Origin of the sequence: Rhodococcus sp. MSC1_016, assembly GCF_023667485.2 — a bacterium.
Taxonomy (GTDB): Bacteria; Actinomycetota; Actinomycetes; order Mycobacteriales; family Mycobacteriaceae; genus Rhodococcus_F; species Rhodococcus_F oxybenzonivorans.
Window position 1 is genome coordinate 406501 of record NZ_JAMOZI020000002.1, and the last position, 20077, is coordinate 426577.

Below are 20077 nucleotides of genomic sequence, written 5' to 3' on the forward strand. Positions count from 1 at the left end.
CGATCCCGCCCTCCCCATTTCTGGTGTGGTTCGCAGCCGAGTTCCTGGCCGGGCGGGCTGTATGTGACGGCGGGTACGATTCCCTCGGCGCCCGGGGGCGGCGAATAACCAGTGATCACGGCACGGGGAGACCAGACATGGATGACGCGGACCTGATCGCGGCGTGCCGCGCCGGCGATCATCACGCCTTCGCCGAGCTCGTCGGCCGCTACCGCACCAACGCCTGGCACGTATGCCTGCAGATCACCGGCAACACCCACGACGCCGAAGACGCCCTGCAGGACACCCTCACCGCCGCCTGGCAGAACCTGCCGAAGTTCCGCGGCGATGCCCGCTTCAACACCTGGCTGCACCGGATCGCCGCCAACGCCGCCCTCGCCGTCGTGCGCCGCCGCAAGAACACCGACAGCCTCGACGACGGCGAGTACGGCATTCTCCTCGAAGACCCCGCCCCCCGATTCGACGACCAGGTCACCACCATCGACGCGGTCCGCCGCGCCCTGGCCCAACTCCCGGAAGACTTCCGGGTCGCGATCGTCCTCGCCGAGTTCGCCGCCCTGCCCTACGCCGACATCGCCGAACATCAAGGCGTCACCATCGCCACCGTGAAAACCCGAATCCACCGTGCCCGCAAGCAACTGGCCACCCTGCTCACCCCCGCACTCGATTCCTGACTGTTCCGGCCGCGCCGTACGCGGGTGGCCACACCCCTGGGGTCAGATATCACCAATGCTGAGCGGTCAATGATGCTGACCTTCCTGCTGTTTCTCCCGTCCACGTGGCCTGTCCACGAAACACGCCAATCGTCGCGGTCCGGGCGCCCTGCCGTTCGGTTCCTCGGTCATGCGGGAAGATGACCGGGTGAGTGATCCTGGACTGCTGCCCGACGACTACCGCGACTTCCTCGAACACCTCAAGACGCAGGTCCAGCAGGCCCGGGTCCGGGCCACGCGGGTGGTCAACACCGAGTTACTGCTGCTGTACTGGGACATCGGCCGCGCGATCCTGGACCGCCAGCATGCCGAGGGGTGGGGCAGCAAGGTCATCGACCGCCTCGCCATTGATCTGCGGTCGGCGTTTCCCGAGATGCGCGGATTCTCCCGCAGCAACCTGCACTACATGCGGAAGATCGCCTCGGCGTGGCCGCGGAGCGCATTCGTCCAGCAGGGTGTTCTCGGTACTTCCGACCACTGATCCATGTTTTTACCTGGGAGAATGCGTGCGTTGGTGGTCTTGCGCACGTGCATCCTGCGCAGGTCAGTCGTCGGGGTCGTGGCCGAGGATGCGAAGCAGATCGCGAACGGCCAGGTGCAGTTCCCAGTAGCCGTGCTCGTAGAAGGGTGCGGTCATCTCGGCTGGTTGCGTGGAGTCGAACGCGGCCAGAAGCTGCAGGATCTCAACAATGCGGGCGGCGTCGGTGGAGGAAGGAACCACCGCCGACCTCGACATCGGCGGGTGCGCTGCGCGATCGCGGGCGTCAGAGTTGTCAGTCATCATGCCTCCTCACGCGGGGAGAGAGTGTGACTGTTGAGTCGCCGCGTGAGATCGGTGTTGAGCCGACGGACGGCGTCGAGTTCCTCGTCCCGTTCGGCCAGGGCGACGGTGAGCTGCCACACCTGGTCCGAAAGCTCGGCGATGCGCCGGCCGGCGGGTGGGTCAACGTCCCGGGCAAGCCGGGCCAGCTCCGGGAGACCGGCCTCGACGTGCTCGCCGGTGACTTCTCCCAGCCTTCGCTCGAGCGCCCTAACCTGTTGGCGCAGGCGTTGGTTCGCGGCTCTGGTGTTCGCAAGATCGGCTTGCGCCGTGGCCGCGGTGACGCGCCCGTCCCGGTCACTGCGCTGGTCCCGGGAGTCGGTGATGCGCCGCATTTGCTCCCGGTAGTAGCTAACAGGTCCGCTGCCGAAAACTTCGTCGCAAATCGCGCATGGCCGGCCTTCGTGCCGGTAGAGGAACGTCTCTGTAGTTCCGGCGTTCCGGGCGATGCTGGCCGCGGACTCGGGAAGTCCGCGGGTTACGCAGGTATCCACGGCGGCCCGGACGGCGTGATGTTTGGCCTCGCTTTGGGTGTGCCGCTGGCGGCGCATGCCCGCGGTGCGGTCGTCGCTCGACGGTGTCATCGAACCCTCCCCGTCGGCGGCACGCTGGTGGCCGAACGCAGCCGCTGGAAGGAGGTGGGGAACACACTAGGCTCATCGACCGACACGACCCCGAGTAGCTGCAGCGGCACGGCCTGCGTGGTGCCGGCCCGGGCGGTGCGCACCTGGGCGACCGCGGCCTCGACCTCAGCGCGCTCCTGGGCGGTCAGGGAGCTGAGTTCGTCCTGGCAGCGTCGGATCAGGAACCGCACCCGTTCGATCTCCTCGTCGGCGGGCATGGCGTTTTGCCGTGCCCACGGTTCGAGCTCCTCGCGCGCCGCGGTGAGGCGTTCTCTCGACATCAGCAACTGGGATAGGTATTCGGAGAGTTCGGGAAGATACGAGGGATCGGTCCGAAATGCGAGCAGCCAAGGCATCGCAGCCGGTAGGGGCAGCTGTGTCCGCCGGCTTGGACGTTGGTGGGCTCGACGCACATTCCGAAGGGAACCGCGACGGACCCGACCTCTGAACGAAGGCCTTCCTCGGCCTCGAGCACCCGCAGGCCGGCGGCGACGAGCGAGCCCGTGTTCGACAGTTGTAGTCGGCTCAGCCGGGTCACCGCCCCGCGGCGTCGTTCCTGCGTCATCCGGTAGTAGATCTGTGTGGTGGTGGGTTTGCCATGCCCCATCAGGTCCTGGAGCACCTCCAAGGCCGTGCCCGCGTCGGCGTGGTCCTGCGCCCAGGTGTGCCTCAGCGCGTAGGGGTGGACCTTGTTCCGCGGGAAGTCATGTGAGCCCTCACTGTCGGCTGCTCGTCCGTCCTCGTGGCTGTCGGGTGCCCGCAACTCAGGCAGCTCCTCGACCCAGTCCCGCAGCTTCACCGCAACCTGCCAGGTGGCGACGGCACGCACCCCGTCCGGGTTGCGGTGCGGCGCCGGGAACAGTGGCAGACGGCTGGGATCCGTGCTCTGATGCGCTGCCAGCACGAGATGTTGCTGGTCCTCGACGACGGCTGCGATGTCGCCGCTGATCGGCAGGCGGTAGCCGACGATCCCCACCTTCGGCATGTTATGCACGAGCACCGGATACCTGCGCTCGACGCCCTTTTCGTCGCGGTGAACGTTGTAGTCCAAGCATCCCTCCAGCGGCAATCCGGTCAGCTCGCCGGGCCGCCGCCCGGTGCCGAGCGCGAGCGTGAACCAATTGACCGCCCACTTTCCGCCCCGGGCTTCCAGCCGAGCCAGGGCAGCGGGCGCGAGCAGTTGGCGGACAACGGACCGCGGCAGGGCCCTGCTCGGTTCGTCTGGGCCGCGCAGCGACCGTGCAGGCAGGTCGTCGCGGAGCACCGCAAAGGATTCAGGTAATCCCTGGCGGGACGCGGCCGTGTGAAGGCCCCAACTGCGGGTGTCCTCGAGGACGCGAGCCAGGTAGCGCACTGCGCGCTGCTGGCCCTTCACGGTAAGCAGGCCACCCTCCCGTAGCTGCCCGAGACGGATCAAATGTGCTGTTATGTCGTTGCGAGACAATCTATCCGGAAAGTCACCACGATCACTCCGTTCATTGAGCGTCGACGACAGTAGTGCCAGCGACAAGACCACATCGTCGATGTAGGACGTGCTGACCTGCCGCAGTCCTGCCCGCAGAACCCATTCCTTCGCGGCGTCGAGCAGCCATCGCTGCGTGATGTCCGTTGCTCCTCGGCCGGCGCGATCCGCACGGCCTCGAAAGCGCGCCCTCCTTATCCCATCGGCGTAGCCGAAGACGCGCAGATCCCAGACGTCGAGCGGGTATTGCGCCTCGATCGCATCGGAGAACGGATGATCCTGCAGATCAGCAGTTTCGGATGCAACGGAGGTCATTGCCACGCCTCGGCCGTCAGTCGCTCGGTTAACCGGTCGACCGCGCCGCGCCTGCGGTCGGCATTGACGTGGATATACGGCTCGGCCGAGGCCGGACTGGCCCAGCCCAGCAGTGTCTGCAGTTCATCGCGTGTGGTGCCCGAGGCGAGGTGCTCGGAGGCTGCGAAATGGCGGAGCATATGCGGGTGGATGTGCCGTAGTCCGGCGGCACCTGCGAGGCGTTCGAAGGTCTTGTGGAGGTTGCGAGCCGACATGGCGTTCCCGCGTGTCGGCCCGCTGAGCGCGACGACGAGCATGTCATTGTCTGCCGCCTCCCGGCACCGCTCGCGTTCGTCGGTGTACCGGTCATAGAGAGCCAGCAGGATGGCCGGCACGGGCACGGTGAAGTCGAAGCCGGCCTTCGACCAGGCGCGGTTCGGGTTCCGCCGTCGGACGATGTGCATATGTTCGCCCGGGATCCGGCAGAGTTGCTCGGTGCCGGGGATCGACAGCCCGAGACGGGAGGCGTCCGGGACGAGATGCAGGTCTTGCCTGCGCAACCCGAGAGCCTGCCCCACCCGCAGCCCCGTCAGTGCGAGCAGCATGATCAGGAACCGGTCGCGTGCGGTGGTCGCCGACCGTAGGAGTTCGGTCACCTCGGCCGCGGTGGCCTGGTCCGGTGCACTGGCCCGGCGCGGCTCCCGTCCCCGGTGTCGTACCCGCGGCCCGTTCCGGGCACCGAACCCGTTCTCGTTGGGCATCTCGAACAGCATGTCGAGCACGGCGCGTGGTAGAGCACCTTCCGCCACGGCGAAACGGTAGAACTCTCGGACCGCGACCAGAATGCGGTTGATGCGCCCAACTCTGCGCGGCCGTCCAGCACATGGCCCCGAAGTGAGGGGCGCCGTGGACAGGTACGCCTGGAACAGATGTAGGTCGTGCGCGGCGCTGGGCAGATCGCGGCCGGTACGTTCGACCCAGCCGAGGAAGAGGGCCAGCGAACTCGCGTACTGCGCGCTCGTAGTCTCCGCATGGGCGCGACCGAAGAACCGGACCTCGAGCCACCTCGATACGAGTGCGTGCGGCACGTACTCGTCGTCGACGACGGCGTAGTAGCTTCCGATGCTCGGGGTGTCGATGCGCAACCGTTGGTAGCCCACAGGGTTCACGGTAGGAGCATGCGCCAGCGGTACCGAGAACCTCGTGGGCGTGTCGCCAGACGGCGCTTTCCGCACGTGGTCGTGATTGCTCAGGAGGTACCGAGAACAGCCTGTTGGACAAATTCCGTGGGGACACGTGACGGTGCTGATCGACCGTCTCGACGATCAGGCGACCCGCGACTGGTACGCGGCCGCGGCGTTCGAACACGGCTGGTCCCGCAACGTCCTGTCTCACCAGATTAGGAACCGGCTCGACCAGAGGATCGGGGCGGCGCCGTCCAACTTCGCCGACCACCTGCCCACCGGTGACTCCGACCTGGCTCAGCAGTTGGTTCGTGACCCCTACGTTTTCGACTTCCTGGATCTGAGCGATCGGGTCGCCGAGCGGGAGCTCGAGGCGGCGCTGATGGCCCGGTTGGAGCGGTTCCTGCTCGAGCTCGGGCACGGTTTCGCGTTCGTCGGCCGGCAGTATCACTTCGAGGTCGACGGTGACGATTTCTACATCGATCTGCTTTTTTTCAACTGGATCCAGGCCCGGTTCGTGGTGGTCGAGCTGAAGGTCGGCCGGTTCGAACCCGAGTACGTCGGCAAACTCGGTTTCTACGTGTCCTGGATCGACGAGAACCTGCGCGATCACACCCAGCACGCACCCACGATCGGGATCCTGCTGTGCGCCGGCCGCAACGACAACGTCGTCCGCTACTCCCTGGCCGGGACCACCGCACCGTTGGCCGTCGCCGACTACACCTACGCCACCCTGCCCGCCCCCGTCCGGGAACTCGTCCCCACCGACGACGAACTCGCGTCCGCAGTCGGCGAGACACTCACCCACCTCAAGGCGAGCCGACGACCGGACGGTGATGCACAGCCATGAGCGATCGGGGTGAGACCGGTGAGATCGGTGAGAGGATGGCCGCCAACGCGCTACCGCGGCGTATTCCGTGACCCAGCACGGGCCTTTACCCCGTTGACTTTGAGCACGAAAAACCTTCTTACTCAGCTGTAATCCCAGCTATGCACCATTGTGTATTCGTGTTGTCACGATAGGGAGAGCGCCCGATGGATACCGATCACCAGGCAGAGACCGTCCGCAGAGCCGGGCCGCAGCACACCGAGCACGGGTACGGCACCTACGAATGGGACCCGCAGCACGGGGTGGTCTTCCGCATGGACCTCGACCAGTTCGGCACCGTAGGCGGCGTCCAGATCAGCCAATACGCTTCTTCGGCGTTCCGCGGCACCGGCATCGCCTTCCTCCCGATCCCTATCCCCCACTTCCGAAGAATCCACCCCGACACTCGAAACGCACCAAGAGGATGACGCTGTGACCGACCGGACCACCGATGACCTCGAGCGTGACCTCGCCCTGCTCGCGAACGTGCGCGCCTACATCCGAGACGCGGAAGGGCCGGACTTCCGGATCCCGACCACCGCCCTCGACCAGGTCCTCGACGAACTCAACCGCCACGATCGACAACACTGACCCACGCCACCTCCCCGTTCTCAGCGACGAGCCGGATACCGCACCGCTGTCGGGTCGTGGCGGATGACCTATCGACGGGTTCCAAGTCACCACTATCAGCGGCACCACTGAGGCGAGTGCTAGCGGTGTTACCCCGGCGGTGCGGAGGGTCCGGCGTCGGTAAAGTCGTCGACTCACAAGAGAGTGGATCACCGTGCGGCGGGGCCCACTCCTATCTTGGTCGCCCCTTGATGGCGAGCGCAGAGTCGGCACAAGCGTTTGGAGGCCTCTTGCCAATTGGATGCAGGTCGTATACAACTAGTACTCAGCAATCGGTGGTGTTCCACATCACAGATTGAGAGGGAGGGACTCGACGGCTGTTGGCGCAGCCGCCGAGCCCGGCGTCACCATTCTGTGGCCCTGAGCGCGATCTACGTGGGCGTAGGTCGCAGGACCCACAGTCCGTCAACGAGGGACGAACCGACATGGAGTCGACAATGGCAACAGCCATCTCAAAACCTAACAAACGAGCGACCCGCACGAGCCTTCCGGTGGTTGCGGCGTCGAGCCTGGCCGGTACCGCCGTCGAGTGGTACGACTTCTTTCTCTACGGCACCGCAGCCGCGCTCGTGTTCAACAAGCTCTTCTTCCCCAGCGACAACCCGATGGTCGGCACGATGTTGGCCTTTGCAACCTATGCCGTCGGTTTCGTCGCCAGGCCGCTCGGAGCAGCGGTTCTCGGTCACCTCGGCGACATCAAGGGACGTCGATCGACGCTGATCGCAAGCCTGATGCTGATGGGCGTGTCAACCTTTCTCATCGCATTGTTGCCGAGTTACGCCGCGATCGGCGTAGCGGCGCCGCTCATCCTTGTGCTCCTTCGCCTCGTCCAGGGTTTCGCGCTGGGCGGCGAGTGGGGTGGTGCAGTGCTGCTGGTGTCCGAACATGGCGGATCCGAGCATCGCGCGTTCTGGGCTGCGTGGCCGAATCTCGGTCCCCCACTGGGGAATCTGATGGCTGCCGGCGTCATGGCGGTACTCAGTGCCACGCTGTCGGAAGACGCCTTCCTCGACTATGGATGGCGAATCGCATTCGGTCTGTCTGCCCTTCTTGTGATCATCGGGCTGGTCCTGCGCTTGTTCGTCACCGAGACGCCGCTGTTCGAGCAGTCGAAGCAGGACAGCAACGACGCCCCGGTTCGTGCGCCGCTCAGCGAAGCTGTGCGTGACCATTGGCGTCTCATCATTCTCGCTGCCGTGACTCGCTTCGGCGAAAACGCCGGCTTCTATATCTTCTCCCTGTTTGTCATCACCTACGTCACCCAGATGCGGGATCTCCCACGCAGCGTCGGCTTGAACGCCGTCATGGTGGGAATGGTCGTCGCGATGCTGGCCATCCCTGCCTTCGCGGTCCTGGCCGACCGGATCGGCCGACGTCCTATCTACATCGGTGCGTCGCTGGCCACGATGGTGTGGGCATTCGTCTTCTTCGCCCTTCTCGACACGGATAATGCCGCCGCGATCATGCTGGCGGTCGGCGGCGGCCTGCTGATCTTCGCCGCCTACAGCGCCGTCATCGGTGCGTTCTTCTCCGAGCTCTTCCCGACGCGCGTGCGGTATTCGGCGGTATCACTGGCGTACAACCTCGCATCGGTGGTGGCAGGCTCGATCGCTCCGATCCTGGCCATCGCCCTGTACTCGTGGTTCGGCACCGGCTACGCGATCGGCGCCTACCTTGCGATCATGGGCGCGATGTCCCTGGCGGCGTCCCTGAAGACAACAGAGACCCGCTCGGTCGACATGGCAATGGTCGGCTCGACTGCTCCGACTCCCTCCAACCGGTAATCACCACTCACCCATCAGATCGACGCGACGAGTGAAGCGTCAGAAACGAGGACCGACACATGGCACCGGCGAAACGTAGCACCGAAGCCATGCGAGCACCGGAACTGGCGTACCGATGGCTTCGCGACACCATCGTCGAGCTGCCACGTGAACAAGAGTTGTTTCTGACCGAAACCGAGATCGCCGAATCCTCCGGTCTGTCCCGCACCCCGGTCCGGGAAGCACTGCTCCGGCTCGAAGCGGAAGGGTACGTGCGCCGCATTCCCCACAAGGGTGCATACATCCCCGCCGTCACCGATCGTGATGTCGACGCCATTATGCAGGCACGCCGGGTTATCGAGGAATGGTCGGTCACCGAGGTCGCCCCTGACCCCGGTCAGCTTCCCGACGCCCTCCACAGCGTCATCCAGCAACAGGAAAACGACAGCGACCCTGTCAAATTCATCGCGCACGATCTCGAATTCCATACCTCGATCATCCGCACCGCAGGTAACCCGGTCCTCACTGATTTCTACCGCTCATTGCGCGACAAGCAGATGCGGATGGGTGTCCGCATTGTCACCGCCGACAGCGCCCGCAGAATCCAGGTCGTCGCCGAACACCGCGCGATCGCCGACGCGCTGGCCGCCCGGGATCCTGAACGCGCCGTCGCCGCGGTCCGCACGCACTTGAGCACGACCCTTGCCTCGATGACCCGTCCCCCGAGGGGCACGGAAGGAAACTACTGATGAAGATTGCACTGGTCCAGGTTGCCAGCCCGGACAGCGAAAGCCCTGCGCATCGCCTCGAGCGGGTCCGCGAGACCGTCGCCGGCATAGATCAGGACGTAGACCTGATCGTGCTGCCCGAGTTGTGGCGAGTCGGCTTCAACCATTTCGATCGATACGACTCCGACGCCGAATCGCTGCATGGGCCGACCGTGCAGGTGTTCGCGGCACTCGCAAGCGAGCGAAAGTGCCTGATTCACATCGGTAGCATCGTCCAACGCGGTGATGCCACCCTGCGCAATACCTCCATCCTTCTGGACGCGACCGGACAGATAGTCCACCACTACAGCAAGGTTCACGTCTTCGGATACCAATCCCGTGAGACACAGTTGCTCAGCCCCGGAAACCAGCTGTACAGCAGCGCAACACCGCACGGGGTCGTCGCGGCCACAACGTGCTACGACTTACGATTTCCGGGCATGTGGACCGAACTGGTCAGAGCAGCAGCGGAAATCGTCATCGTCCCCGCGGCCTGGCCTGCGGCTCGTCGAGAGCACTGGCAACTGCTGACCGCGGCGCGGGCACTCGACAACCAGCTATTCGTGATCGCCTGCAACGCCACTGGCACGCACGGCGGTGTCGAACTCGCCGGACACAGCCGCATCGTCGACCCGTGGGGTCGAGTCGTCGTCGAAGCCGACGATCGTGAGGGTGTGACGATCGCCGAAATCGATCCTGCCCTCGTGTATCGGACCCGGGCGGAATTCCCGGTCCTGGCAGACCGGCTCGACGACTACACCGCATTGAACAAGAGAAAGACACTGGTATGACACGCACTACTACCGAGCCGCTCGTCCTGCACCCGGTCGGGTCGAGTGACCAACTGGACATGACCGGCTTCCGCTCGATCGTCGCCGGATACACCGGTCGCGACGAGGCGCAGGTCCGCCACCACATCGACGAACTCGCCGCGATCGGTGTCGCACCGCCCCCGCAAGTTCCAATGTTCTACCCGATGCCCGAAGCTGCCGTCACCACCGCCGCGACCGCACCGGTGGGTGGGGACAACACCTCCGGTGAGATCGAGCCGGTCCTCATCCGCCACCGCGGCAAGAACTATCTCGGTGTCGGATCCGATCACACCGACCGCACCCTGGAAACCGTCGACATCGGCGAATCGAAGCAGGCCTGCCCCAAACCGATGGGATCCGATGTCATCGAGATCGGCGACTGGTCCACCTTCGACTGGGACAAGTGCTACGCCCGCAGCTGGGTCGACGGCGTTCTCTACCAGTCCGGTGGTTTGGTCGGCCTACGCCGACCCGAGGACCTGCTGAAGATTCTCGCTGACCGGCTCGACAACTTCGACGACAGCAGCGACTTCGTGTGCTTCGCCGGCACACTTCCCCTGCTCGACGGGACTTTCGTTCCCGGTACGCAGTGGGAACTCGAACTGACACTTCCCGACGGCCAGAGCCTTCGCCACACCTACACCACCACAAAGGAACTCTGATCATGCGTACAGGCGCCGAATACCTCGCCTCGCTCAACGATGGGCGAACCGTCCTCGTCGACGGGGAGAAGGTCGACAACGTCCTCGAACACCCCGCGTTCGCTCCCGTCGCCCACACCATCGCGGAGATGTTCGATCTCGCCGCCGATGAGACGAACGGCATGCAGTACACCGCACCGGAAACCGGGTCGACCGCCAACAAGGTCTTCGGAATACCCCGCTCGCGTGACGAACTCGCCGATCGCCGCGCCGCCATCGAGACCTGGGCACAACACACCCACGGATGGATCGGACGCAGTCCCGACCACGTCGGCACGTTCCTGGCGGCCTTCGCTGCGCATCCCGAGATGTTCGCCAACGACGGCGGTCGCGACTTCGGAGCGAACGTCTCCGACTACTACAAGCGGCTCTTGAACGAGAATCTGTACGTCTCGTATGCCATCATCCCTCCCCAGGTATCTCGCGCCACCACCGCGTCCGGTTGGGAAGGCGAATACCTCCAGGCGGGTGTGGTCGAAGAAACCGCTGACGGCTTGATCATCCGCGGTTCCCAGATGCTCGCTACCGGCGGCGCCATCGCCGACGAGATCTTCGTGTCCTGCATCAAGCCGCTCGGACCCGACGACACCGACTTCGCGGTCGGCTTCGTCGTTCCCACCAATGCCGCCGGCCTCAAGCAGTACGTGCGCCGCCCCTACATTCCCGCGGTTACGAGCGGGTTCGACTACCCACTCACCAGTCGCTACGACGAGCCCGACTCCCTCCTGGTATTCGATGACGTCCTGATTCCGTGGGACCGGGTATTCGTCGACCGCGATACCACCGGGGTACGTCGGCAGTTCTTCGACACCGGTGCGCACGTTCTCGGCAACTGGCAGGCCCAGATCCGCTTCGCAACCAAGTTGCAGTTCATCGCCGGTGTCGCCCGCAGGGTGACCCAGGTCAACGGCGTCGACAAGATTCCGAGTGTTCAGGAGAAGCTCGGTGAGCTCGCCGCGCTCGTCTCCGGCGTACAGTCCGCGGTCCTGGCGGCCGAATACACCGCCGAACCCGACGACGCGGGGATGTGGCTACCGGGCAAGGCTGCCCTCTACGGATCGATGGGCCTACAGTCCGAGATCTATCCCCGGGTGATCGCGATTCTGCGTGATCTGGTCGGCGGCGGCGTCCTTCAGTTGCCGTCGAGCGTCAAGGACCTCACCAGCCCGCTCACCGCACCCGACATCCAGCGCTACGTCCAGTCGCCGGGTGTTCCTGCCGAAGAGCGGGTGAAGCTGTTCAAGCTGGCCTGGGACATCATCGGGTCCGAGTTCGCCGGCCGCCACCAACAGTACGAGATGTTCTACGCCGGAGCGCCGTTCGTGGTCAAGGGGGCATACACCTACCGGAACTACGACTACGATTCTGCCGTCCAGAAGGTCGTGCAGTTTACCGACAACTACAAGATCGACAGCGAGTAGGAACTACCTGATGGCCAAGCCCGAACACGAATTCTTCCCCGTCACCGACGTCGACTACACCGTCTGCCCCGGTGACAACCCGCGGATCACCGAGCGCATCCTCGCGAAGGACCCCGACACCGGCGTCGCCACTCGCATCCTGCGGTACGAACCTGGTGCCGACTCGAGTCCGATGGGTGTACAGATACACGATTTCTGGGAAGAGGTGTACATCCTCGAAGGATCGTTCACCGACCTGACCCTGAACAAGACCTTCCGCGCCGGCGAATACGCCTGCCGCCCGCCGGGCATGCCTCACGGCCCGTGGCGCACCGATGAGGGCGTGGTTACCTTCGAAGCGCGCTACCACAGCTCCAAGTAGGGAAATCTCATGGCACTGCCCACGTTCGAAGTTCCCACCCCGACGGCGATGCGACGCAGCATGGGCCGTCTGACAGCCGGTGTCTGTGTCGTCACCGCCGACGACGCGGTGAGCGGATCGTGTGGAATGACGATCAGTTCGATGACATCGATCAGCCTCGACCCCGCCATACTCTTGGTGTCGCTGACTCACGGTTCGCGCACCACTGACGCGGTGGATACCGCTGGACGATTCGCGGTCTCGATCCTAAGTGCCCGCCAGGAAGCGATCGCCCGACGATTCGCCACCCGCGGCGGCGCCCGCTTCGAAGGTTTCGACTGCGATACCGGCGACAACGGTCTTCCGCTGATCAAGGACGCTCTGGCGCAGATCGAGTGCGATGTGCACAGCGCTCACGACATCGGCGACCATCGCGTCTTCTACGGCAGTGTCACCAACCTACGGTGCCGGGAAGGAACTGGATTGGCCTTCTATTCGGGCCGGTTCGGCGATTTCCACGACTTCGGGCACGATCAGGTTCCGTGGCTGTTCTGAGAAGTCGGTACATGACTCCCCGGTGGGGCGGAGACCGCCACCGCAGACTGCGGCTCTCCGCCCCGCTCCGGCGACACACCACCCGGATGCACCGCGCGTTGGACGCGCTCTTCGCGACGAAGAACTGGATCTGCGTCTACCCCGGATGTGTATGTTCTTCTGCTGCACCTCATATCTCGTCGTCGGACGGATGTTCCGGAGACTGTCGGCTCAGCTGACGTGTCCGAGGCGGTGCTGAACAAGTACCTCTTCGAGACCCCGGGTAACGGCGCTCGGGGAGGTCACAGTGGTCGCGACGTACTTCGAGGGAACCGAAACATTCCTCGACCCGATGCTGAGCTGACACATTCGAGATCTTCCGGCCGGCGGAGCCCTGTTCACTGACCGGCACGCGGGTCGACGCACTATCGCCTCAGCCTCTTGTCCACCCGTTTCCGGGAAGGTGTGCCCAGATCACCGCACATGATCGGGGCACATCGCAACGGAACAGGGACGACGATCGGCTACTCATCGCAGCGCAATGCGGTGCGCAGCGCGGCGACCGAGGGGGCGCCGTCGAGACGTCCGGTGCCGGACGGGTAGAGGCGACACGACAGGCTCGGGACCTGTTCGGGGGACGCGAACGGGTCGCGACCATCGACCAGCAGCGTGGGTGAGCCGGTCATGCCGGCAGCGGCGGCCTGGCCGGGATCGCCAATTACGCGGCGGGTGATCTCCAGCTGCACCGACTGGCCGGCGATGGCCTGCCGGAGGCGGCTCTCGAGCACTGCCACGTGGGGGCAGTGCGGAACGTGGAGAATTTCTAGTTTCACGAGTCTCCCTGGGGCCGGTCGCTACACACGATCCTCACCGCTATTAGTTTCCCTGGGGCAACTTCGGTGGTGCGTGAGTCCCACCATCTGATCGCCGGACCAACCGCGGGCACTGTCGAGGGCGTGCGCGGAAGAAATTGCCCGTTTCGTAAGCGAAACAGACTATTCCCAGGCTAGGTGGCCACAGCGGAGCGGTAGGCAGCGGGGATTGGGCCAGAGTGCGCATTGGTGCGGAACGGAATCCGTCAGACGATAGCGGTACCAACGTCACCGACGTTCTCAGCTACCTCGCCCATCCAGTTGCGGGGTGCGAGGAGGATAGCCATGAATACACAAACATGCTCCAGCGATACGACTCCCATGGAGCGACGGATACGGCATCTCGCTGCTCAGGTGCAGGCGTTGTCCAACGAATGCGAACGCCTCGTCGTCGAGAATCGGAGATTGACGATCGAGTTGGACGACGCTTTGGATCGCGAGCAAGTGTATGCCCTGGACCCGACCCAGGAACGATTGATGGTCGCGGCTGTGGGCTGCACCGGTCCGGGGAGCAGGTCGTTCGGCTGGTCTCGGACTGGTAGTTCCACGGCACGGTGACCGAAATGTCGCCGGTCGAATGAGCCGCCGTCACCGCAGTCGTCCCGCGCTGCGAGCGGGTGGATTCTCCACGATGTCCAACGAGCGCTCCGAACTTGTCCAGACTGCGCAGTCCGCCGAAGGTGTCCGATGCCACATTGTGGCTTCACACACGAAATCCATTCGAAGCACAGGAGACGCCATGACACCTTCAGCGGGTTCTTCGACCCACGGCGCCGGTAGTGCCCTTCACGCACCGCAACTGATCGCGAACAGTCAGATGCTGTACTTGGTGTGGTTGCCCGCCGATCCACAGGCGGTGGCGAAACTGGTGCCTGAAGGGTTGTCCCCCGCTGCCGACGGGGCGTGCTATCTGAACCAATACATCGTCACCGACCCCATGCAGACCTCGAACGGCGCCGCCCCAACCGACTCGTTCGGTGCGTACTCGCTGACCTACCTCGGTGCCGACCTCGATGGACTCGACACCGAGGCCGGGGTTCCCGCCCGGTGGTGGACGCACTATTTCAACAGTTCGGAGTCGATGAATCGCTACGCCGCCGAGCGTGGTGTTCCGACCAGCCCGGGCCGCACCGAACTGGACGTCACCACCGATCGAGTCGTTGCCACGACCTTCCTCGGAGACGAACCCGCGATCCGGACCACGGCCCGAATCAGCGATTCCCCCCCCACCCGATCGACTGGTCAACTGCGCTACATCACCCGCGGGGAGGACGATGGTTTCACCAGCGGCCGATACCCTTTCGTCGCCGACATGGCGGATGGATTCGAGGTCGAGTCCCTCGAGTTCCTCGATCCCAATCACGACGTGTACGCCTTGCGTCCCGCGGACCCGCTCACGGTGACCTTCGGCTTCTACTCACCGAGCATCACCTTCTGCTACCCCGGCGGTGAAGGACCGCTCGGCAGCAAGCACGGCAGCTGACCTCCCTACTTCGGGAAGTACTCGACTCACAAGGAGAACGACATGGCATTACTGGACCGCAGCGCCTGGTACGACCTGGCCCGGACCACCGAGTGGACACCGACCTACATCACCGCCGACGAACTCTTTCCGCCGGAGATGAGCGGCGGCGAGGGCATCCCCGACGAAGTCTGGGCAACGTACGACGAGCCCTACAAGGTGACCTACCGCGAATATGTCGACGTCCAGCGTCAGAAGGACGCCGGAGCATATTCGGTCAAGGCCGCGCTCGAACGCAACGATCTCTACAACAAGGCCGACGCCGGCTGGATCTCCATCCTCAAGGAGCACTACGCCGCCGTCGCGCTCGTCGAATACGGGGCAGCACTGCAGGAATCACGCTTCGTCCGTTGGTCCAAGGCGCCCGGCATGCGGAACATGGCGACCTTCGGGATGCTCGACGAGATGCGGCACGGCCAGATCCAGCTGTTCTTCCCGCACGAGTACATCAACAAGGACCGGCAGTTCGACTGGTCGCACCAGACCATGTGGACGAACAACTGGGTCGCGCTCGGTGCCCGGCACTACTTCGACGACATCATGATGACCCGGGACGCGGTCGAAACCTCGATCTACGCGAACTTCGCGTTCGAGACCGGTTTCACCAACCTGCAGTTCATCGGGTTGTCGGGTGACGCGGCCAATGCCGGTGACTTCACCTTCTCCAAGCTCATCCAGAGTATCCAGTCCGACGAGGCACGGCACGCGCAGCTGGGCACCCCGCTGCTGCAGATGCTCATCGAGAACGGTCAGGTCGCGAAGGCGCAGAACCACATCGACGTGTCGTTCTGGCGTTCCTACCGGCTGTTCACCATTCTGTCCGGTATCCCGATGGACTACTACGTGCCGCTCGACGTGCGGGAGAGCTCGTTCAAGGAGTTCATGCAGGAGTGGATCGTCACCCAGTTCATCAAGTCGATCGAGGATCTCGGCCTGCAGAAGCCCTGGTACTGGGACATCTTCCTGCGGGATCTCGACGAACACCACCACGGTCAGCACCTGGGTACCTATTCGTGGCGCCCCACCCTGTGGTGGAACCCGGCCGCCGGCGTCAGCCCCGAAGAGCGCGACTGGCTCGAGGAGAAGTACCCCGGCTGGAACGACACGTTCGGCAAGGTCTGGGACGTCATGATCGACAACTTCGCCAACGGCCGCGACGAGAAGACCATTCCCGCCACCTTGCCGATGGTGTGCAACGTCTCCCAGCTGCCGATCGTCGGAACTCCGGGCCGCAGCCTGCACGACACGACCCTCGTACACGAGGGCCGCAAATACCACTTCGCCTCCGAGGTGGACAAGTGGATCTTCGAGCAGGACCCGGAACGCTACAAGCACCACAAGAACCTGATCGACCGCTTCCTCGGTGGCGAAATCCAGCCGGCCAACCTCGAGGGCACCCTCGAATACATGGGCCTCGGCGTGGTCAGTGAGGGCGGTGTCGACGCGCACAACTACCTCTGGGTCGACGCCTACAAAAAGCTCCTCGTTCCCGCCAGCTGACCGAACCAGAAAGCAAGGACAAGCCCATGGCACTGTTCCCCATCTCCTCGAAGTTCGACGGCGATTTCGTCCTCAAACTCGTCCCCGTCGACACCGAGAACACCATCGACGAGGTTGCCGCCGCCGCCGCCGAGCACTCGGTCGGCATCCACGTTCCGGACCAGCCCGGCAAGGTCATTCGGGCCCGCGCCGAAGGCGCCAGCAAGCCCTTTCCGCGGGATATGCGGCTCGCCGACACCGGTCTCGAGCCCACCGACACCGTCGAGTTCTACTTCAGTGAGGCCTAGATGAGCACCGATTCCACTGCCACCGCACCGATCGCCGACCCCGTCGGCCCGGTCGTCCAGGCCGGCGAGATCGCCGAGGCCGTCGCCGAGGCCGCCAAGGTCGACAACGAAGGCAAGCGCGTCGAGATCCGCAACCGGGGCTCGTACGTGCGCATCGAGGTCGACGGCGGGGAATGCGTCCTGCACCGAGCGACCATCGAAGAACACCTCGGCCGCCCGTTTCAGATGCGTGAGCTCGAGGTGAGCATGCCCTCGTTCGTCGGGCGCATCGAAACCGGGACCGAATGGGTTCGGTTCTACCTCGCCAGCCACGCCACCGTCAGCACCACCCAGGAGGAAACCGCATGACCGCGTCACTGCGCCCACTGAAGACGTGGAGCCACCTCGCCGCCCGCCGCCGGCGCCCGAGCGAGTACGAGATCGTCTCCACCAAGCTGCACTGGCACACCCGTGACCAGGAACAGCCCTGGGACGTCGCCCACGAAGGCCCGATGGCGGACTGGTACCGCAAGTACCGCAACGGCAGCCCGATCCAGCACGAGGATTGGGACGGCTTCCGCGACCCGGACGAGCTCGTCTACCGGTCCTACAACATCCTGCAGGACGGTCAGGAAAACTACGTCGAGGGCCTGCTGGACCAGCACAACGAGGAAGAGCACGACAAGGGTCTCGATTCGGAGTGGGTCGCCAGCCTGGCCACGCTCTACGCCCCCGGCCGCTACCTGCTGCACACCGCGCAGATGGCCAGCGCGTACCTGGTGCACATGGCCCCGGCCAGCACGATCAGCAACTGTGCTGCCTTCCAGAGCGCCGACCAGCTGCGGTGGCTCTCCCATGTCGCCTACCGCACCGCCGAGCTCGCGCAGTCGCATCCGTCGTTCGGCCTCGGCACCTCGGAGCGGTCGCACTGGGAGGAACTGCCGGCGTGGCAGCGATTCCGGGAGCTGCTCGAGTGTGTGCTCGGCACCCGGGACTGGGCTGAAGCTTTCGTCGCACTCAACCTGGTAGCCAAGCCGGCGATCGACGAGGCGTTCTATCGTCAGCAGGCGATCAGCGCCCGCCGGCACGGGGACACCCTCTTCGCGCTCGTCGCCGAGGCCGCGTTGCGCGACAGCGAACGATCACGCCGCTGGTCGACCGAGCTTGTCAAGCACATGGCACAGAACCCGCAGAACGTCGCCGTCATCCAGCGCTGGCTCGACCGCTGGGTTCCGTTGGCGGACGCCGCGATCGAGGCCTTCTGCGCCGAGCTGCCGGACAATCCGGACGCGGCGTCGGCAGCCATCGCCGCCACCCGCAGCTTCCGGCTTGCGCTGCCGTTCGGGAACTGACATGACAAGCCCGCAGGTCACCACCACCGTGGAACGCACCGTCACCCTCGGTGACGGCCGCTCGTTCCGCTGCCCGGAGGGCGACACGTTGTTGCGTGCCGCCCTCCGGGCCGGGCTCCCGGCTACCTACGAATGCAACAGCGGTGGCTGCGGCGCGTGCAAGTACACCTTGTCCGACGGCGGGGTCGATCAGATCAACCCGGACGCCACCGGATTGACCGCCCGCGACAAACGCAAGGGCAAGCTCCTCGCCTGCCAGTCGGTGCCCCTGTCGGACTGCGCGGTGACGCTGACCCTCGACGCCGACTGGCCGCAGGGGCGCACCCGTCCACAGGTTGCACCGGCGACAGTGACCGCCATTCGTGATCTCACCCACGACCTGCGTGAGATCACCGTCCGCACCGAGGTCGCCGCGGAATTCCTTCCCGGCCAGTTCGCGATGCTCACCCTGCCCGGCGCGCGCCCCGCCCGGGCTGCCGAGCGCGCCTACTCGATGTCCAATCTTGCCAATCCCGAGGGTATTTGGCAGTTCCAGATCAAACGGGTTCCGGGCGGAGCGGTGTCACCGCGGTTCGTCGACGCGGTCACCGTCGGTGACGTCGTCACCCTCGACGGACCGTACGGGCACGCGCATCTGCAGCCCAATGAACGGGACGTGGTGTGCATTGCCGGTGGGTCCGGACTCGCCCCGATGGTCTCGGTCGCGCGCGGTCTCGCCAGCCGCGGCGACGCGGCCAGCCGCCGTCTCGACTTCTTCTACGGCGGCCGCCGGGAAGAGGACATGTGCGCGCGGGAATTCGTCGACGAGGTCACCCCCCTGCTGGCCAGCGCCGCTCTCGCCGAGGCGATCTCGGAGGAGCCGTCCAAGGACTGGATCGGCTCACGCGGCTTCATCCACGAGGTTCTCGCGGTCGCAGACATTCCCGATCTCGCCGAGCGCGACATCTATGTCGCCGGACCTCCCGTCATGACGGACGCCGTGGTCCGGCATCTGGTCCTGGAACGGAGCGTTCCCGTCGACCGTGTTCACTTCGATCGATTCTTCTGAGGAAAACATCATGGCTTTCGAACTCGTCACCACCCTCGACGACCTGTGGGAGGGGGACATGGAGTCCTTCACGGTCGGCGACCAGGAAATTCTCATCGCCCACCTCGACGGCGGCGAGGTCATCGCCACCCAGGCGATCTGTCCGCACCAGCAGATCGAACTCGTCGAGGGTGAACTCGAGGGCAAAACCCTGACGTGTAAGGCGCACCTGTGGCAGTTCGACCTGCCCTCCTGTAAGGGGATCAATCCTGGCCACGCCGAACTGGCCAAATTTCCCGTCAAGATCGACGGCGAGGACATCTACGTCGATCCCACCGGCGACACCCCCAAGGTCGCCCATTCCTGACACCGGCCCACCAGAGGAGACACCGATATGCCTTTCGTTCGGATCGACTGGTTCCCGGGCCGCACACTCGAGCAGAAGCGTGAGATGGTCGCGACCCTGACCCCAGACATCGCCCGCATCGCCAAGTGCAAGCCGGAGACCATCCAGTTCATCTTCACCGACGTCACCCGGGAGGACTGGGGCCGCAACGGGCAGTTGTTCTGTGACTACTACGAATACGAAAACGATCCGGAATAGCT

24 protein-coding genes and 2 pseudogenes are annotated in these 20077 nt (G+C 64.7%); 20 read left to right on the forward strand and 6 right to left on the reverse strand.

The window, feature by feature from the left end; all coding sequences use genetic code 11:
- Window positions 1-137: 137 nt before the first annotated feature.
- Window positions 138-674 carry an RNA polymerase sigma factor gene (locus L1080_RS34190; protein ID WP_250776678.1) on the forward strand — a complete coding sequence of 179 codons (537 nt, stop codon included), beginning with the start codon at window positions 138-140 and terminating at the stop codon, window positions 672-674.
- 187 nt (window positions 675-861) lie between these two features.
- Window positions 862-1173: pseudogene (locus L1080_RS34195) on the forward strand (DUF1016 N-terminal domain-containing protein); the annotation flags it as partial.
- An 84-nt stretch (window positions 1174-1257) separates the two neighbouring features.
- Here L1080_RS34195 and L1080_RS34200 read toward each other — a convergent pair.
- From L1080_RS34200 to L1080_RS34220, 5 genes are read right to left on the reverse strand one after another with little or no spacing between them, the layout of a single operon-like run.
- On the reverse strand, window positions 1258-1494 hold the full coding sequence (locus tag L1080_RS34200) for a hypothetical protein (protein WP_250778058.1): 237 nt from the start codon (window positions 1492-1494) through the stop codon (window positions 1258-1260).
- Window positions 1494-2117, reverse strand: a complete 624-nt coding sequence (locus tag L1080_RS34205) for a hypothetical protein (RefSeq protein ID WP_250778060.1) — start codon at window positions 2115-2117, stop codon at window positions 1494-1496. Before L1080_RS34205 ends, L1080_RS34200 begins: the two co-directional genes overlap by 1 nt.
- Window positions 2114-2437, reverse strand: coding sequence for a hypothetical protein (locus L1080_RS34210; protein WP_459032448.1), 324 nt, complete (start codon window positions 2435-2437; stop codon window positions 2114-2116). Before L1080_RS34210 ends, L1080_RS34205 begins: the two co-directional genes overlap by 4 nt.
- Window positions 2437-3933, reverse strand: a complete 1497-nt coding sequence (locus tag L1080_RS34215) for a tyrosine-type recombinase/integrase (RefSeq protein ID WP_459032450.1) — start codon at window positions 3931-3933, stop codon at window positions 2437-2439. Before L1080_RS34215 ends, L1080_RS34210 begins: the two co-directional genes overlap by 1 nt.
- Window positions 3930-5081: a tyrosine-type recombinase/integrase gene (locus L1080_RS34220; protein ID WP_459032452.1), complete on the reverse strand. Its 1152-nt coding sequence runs from the start codon at window positions 5079-5081 to the stop codon at window positions 3930-3932. The genes L1080_RS34215 and L1080_RS34220 overlap by 4 nt, the downstream gene beginning before the upstream one ends.
- A 94-nt stretch (window positions 5082-5175) precedes the next feature.
- Between L1080_RS34220 and L1080_RS34225 the strand changes: the two are divergent.
- The 10 genes and pseudogenes from L1080_RS34225 to L1080_RS34270 all read left to right on the forward strand — a co-directional run.
- Window positions 5176-5946 (forward strand): annotated as a pseudogene (locus L1080_RS34225) (PDDEXK nuclease domain-containing protein); the annotation flags it as partial.
- Window positions 5947-6131: 185 nt separating this feature from the next.
- Window positions 6132-6392 carry a hypothetical protein gene (locus tag L1080_RS34230; RefSeq protein ID WP_250776879.1) on the forward strand — a complete coding sequence of 87 codons (261 nt, stop codon included), beginning with the start codon at window positions 6132-6134 and terminating at the stop codon, window positions 6390-6392.
- 4 nt (window positions 6393-6396) lie between these two features.
- Window positions 6397-6555 (forward strand): hypothetical protein, encoded by a 159-nt coding sequence (locus L1080_RS34235; protein ID WP_250776877.1) that lies wholly within the window; start codon window positions 6397-6399, stop codon window positions 6553-6555.
- 476 nt (window positions 6556-7031) lie between these two features.
- Window positions 7032-8378 carry an MFS transporter gene (locus tag L1080_RS34240; RefSeq protein WP_250776875.1) on the forward strand — a complete coding sequence of 449 codons (1347 nt, stop codon included), beginning with the start codon at window positions 7032-7034 and terminating at the stop codon, window positions 8376-8378.
- Window positions 8379-8437: 59 nt separating this feature from the next.
- Complete coding sequence (locus tag L1080_RS34245) at window positions 8438-9106, forward strand: GntR family transcriptional regulator (RefSeq protein WP_250776874.1); 669 nt, start codon at window positions 8438-8440, stop codon at window positions 9104-9106.
- The gene (locus L1080_RS34250; protein ID WP_250776872.1) at window positions 9106-9915 is read left to right on the forward strand and encodes a carbon-nitrogen family hydrolase; all 810 of its coding nucleotides are present in this window, start codon (window positions 9106-9108) and stop codon (window positions 9913-9915) included. Before L1080_RS34245 ends, L1080_RS34250 begins: the two co-directional genes overlap by 1 nt.
- Window positions 9912-10598 (forward strand): DUF2848 family protein, encoded by a 687-nt coding sequence (locus L1080_RS34255; RefSeq protein WP_250776871.1) that lies wholly within the window; start codon window positions 9912-9914, stop codon window positions 10596-10598. The genes L1080_RS34250 and L1080_RS34255 overlap by 4 nt, the downstream gene beginning before the upstream one ends.
- 2 nt (window positions 10599-10600) lie before the next feature.
- Window positions 10601-12058 carry a 4-hydroxyphenylacetate 3-hydroxylase family protein gene (locus L1080_RS34260; RefSeq protein WP_250776869.1) on the forward strand — a complete coding sequence of 486 codons (1458 nt, stop codon included), beginning with the start codon at window positions 10601-10603 and terminating at the stop codon, window positions 12056-12058.
- 10 nt (window positions 12059-12068) lie between these two features.
- Window positions 12069-12419: a cupin domain-containing protein gene (locus tag L1080_RS34265; protein WP_250776868.1), complete on the forward strand. Its 351-nt coding sequence runs from the start codon at window positions 12069-12071 to the stop codon at window positions 12417-12419.
- A gap of 9 nt (window positions 12420-12428) precedes the next feature.
- Entirely contained in the window at window positions 12429-12953 is a 525-nt protein-coding gene (locus L1080_RS34270) for a flavin reductase family protein (RefSeq protein ID WP_250776866.1), read from the forward strand.
- Between the two features lie 503 nt (window positions 12954-13456).
- Here the strand turns inward: L1080_RS34270 and L1080_RS34275 are convergent.
- Window positions 13457-13765, reverse strand: a complete 309-nt coding sequence (locus L1080_RS34275) for an alkylmercury lyase (protein ID WP_250776865.1) — start codon at window positions 13763-13765, stop codon at window positions 13457-13459.
- A gap of 778 nt (window positions 13766-14543) precedes the next feature.
- On the opposite strand from L1080_RS34275, the gene L1080_RS34280 reads away from it, so the two are divergent.
- Genes L1080_RS34280 through L1080_RS34315 form a run of 8 tightly spaced genes read left to right on the forward strand, consistent with a single transcriptional unit; the run spans window position 14544 to window position 20075 of the window.
- A complete protein-coding gene (locus L1080_RS34280) occupies window positions 14544-15287 on the forward strand; it encodes a hypothetical protein (protein ID WP_250776864.1) in 744 nt (247 codons plus the stop codon).
- A 42-nt stretch (window positions 15288-15329) separates the two neighbouring features.
- On the forward strand, window positions 15330-16826 hold the full coding sequence (locus L1080_RS34285; protein WP_250776862.1) for a YHS domain-containing protein: 1497 nt from the start codon (window positions 15330-15332) through the stop codon (window positions 16824-16826).
- A gap of 26 nt (window positions 16827-16852) precedes the next feature.
- Window positions 16853-17113, forward strand: coding sequence for a toluene-4-monooxygenase system B family protein (locus L1080_RS34290; RefSeq protein ID WP_250776861.1), 261 nt, complete (start codon window positions 16853-16855; stop codon window positions 17111-17113).
- On the forward strand, window positions 17114-17461 hold the full coding sequence (locus tag L1080_RS34295; RefSeq protein ID WP_250776860.1) for an MmoB/DmpM family protein: 348 nt from the start codon (window positions 17114-17116) through the stop codon (window positions 17459-17461).
- Window positions 17458-18444, forward strand: coding sequence for an aromatic/alkene monooxygenase hydroxylase subunit beta (locus L1080_RS34300; RefSeq protein WP_250776858.1), 987 nt, complete (start codon window positions 17458-17460; stop codon window positions 18442-18444). Before L1080_RS34295 ends, L1080_RS34300 begins: the two co-directional genes overlap by 4 nt.
- Window position 18445: 1 nt before the next feature.
- Complete coding sequence (locus L1080_RS34305) at window positions 18446-19492, forward strand: 2Fe-2S iron-sulfur cluster-binding protein (protein WP_250776857.1); 1047 nt, start codon at window positions 18446-18448, stop codon at window positions 19490-19492.
- 10 nt (window positions 19493-19502) lie between these two features.
- On the forward strand, window positions 19503-19838 hold the full coding sequence (locus tag L1080_RS34310) for a Rieske 2Fe-2S domain-containing protein (RefSeq protein WP_250776856.1): 336 nt from the start codon (window positions 19503-19505) through the stop codon (window positions 19836-19838).
- 27 nt (window positions 19839-19865) lie between these two features.
- On the forward strand, window positions 19866-20075 hold the full coding sequence (locus L1080_RS34315) for a tautomerase family protein (protein ID WP_250776855.1): 210 nt from the start codon (window positions 19866-19868) through the stop codon (window positions 20073-20075).
- Window positions 20076-20077: the final 2 nt, after the last annotated feature.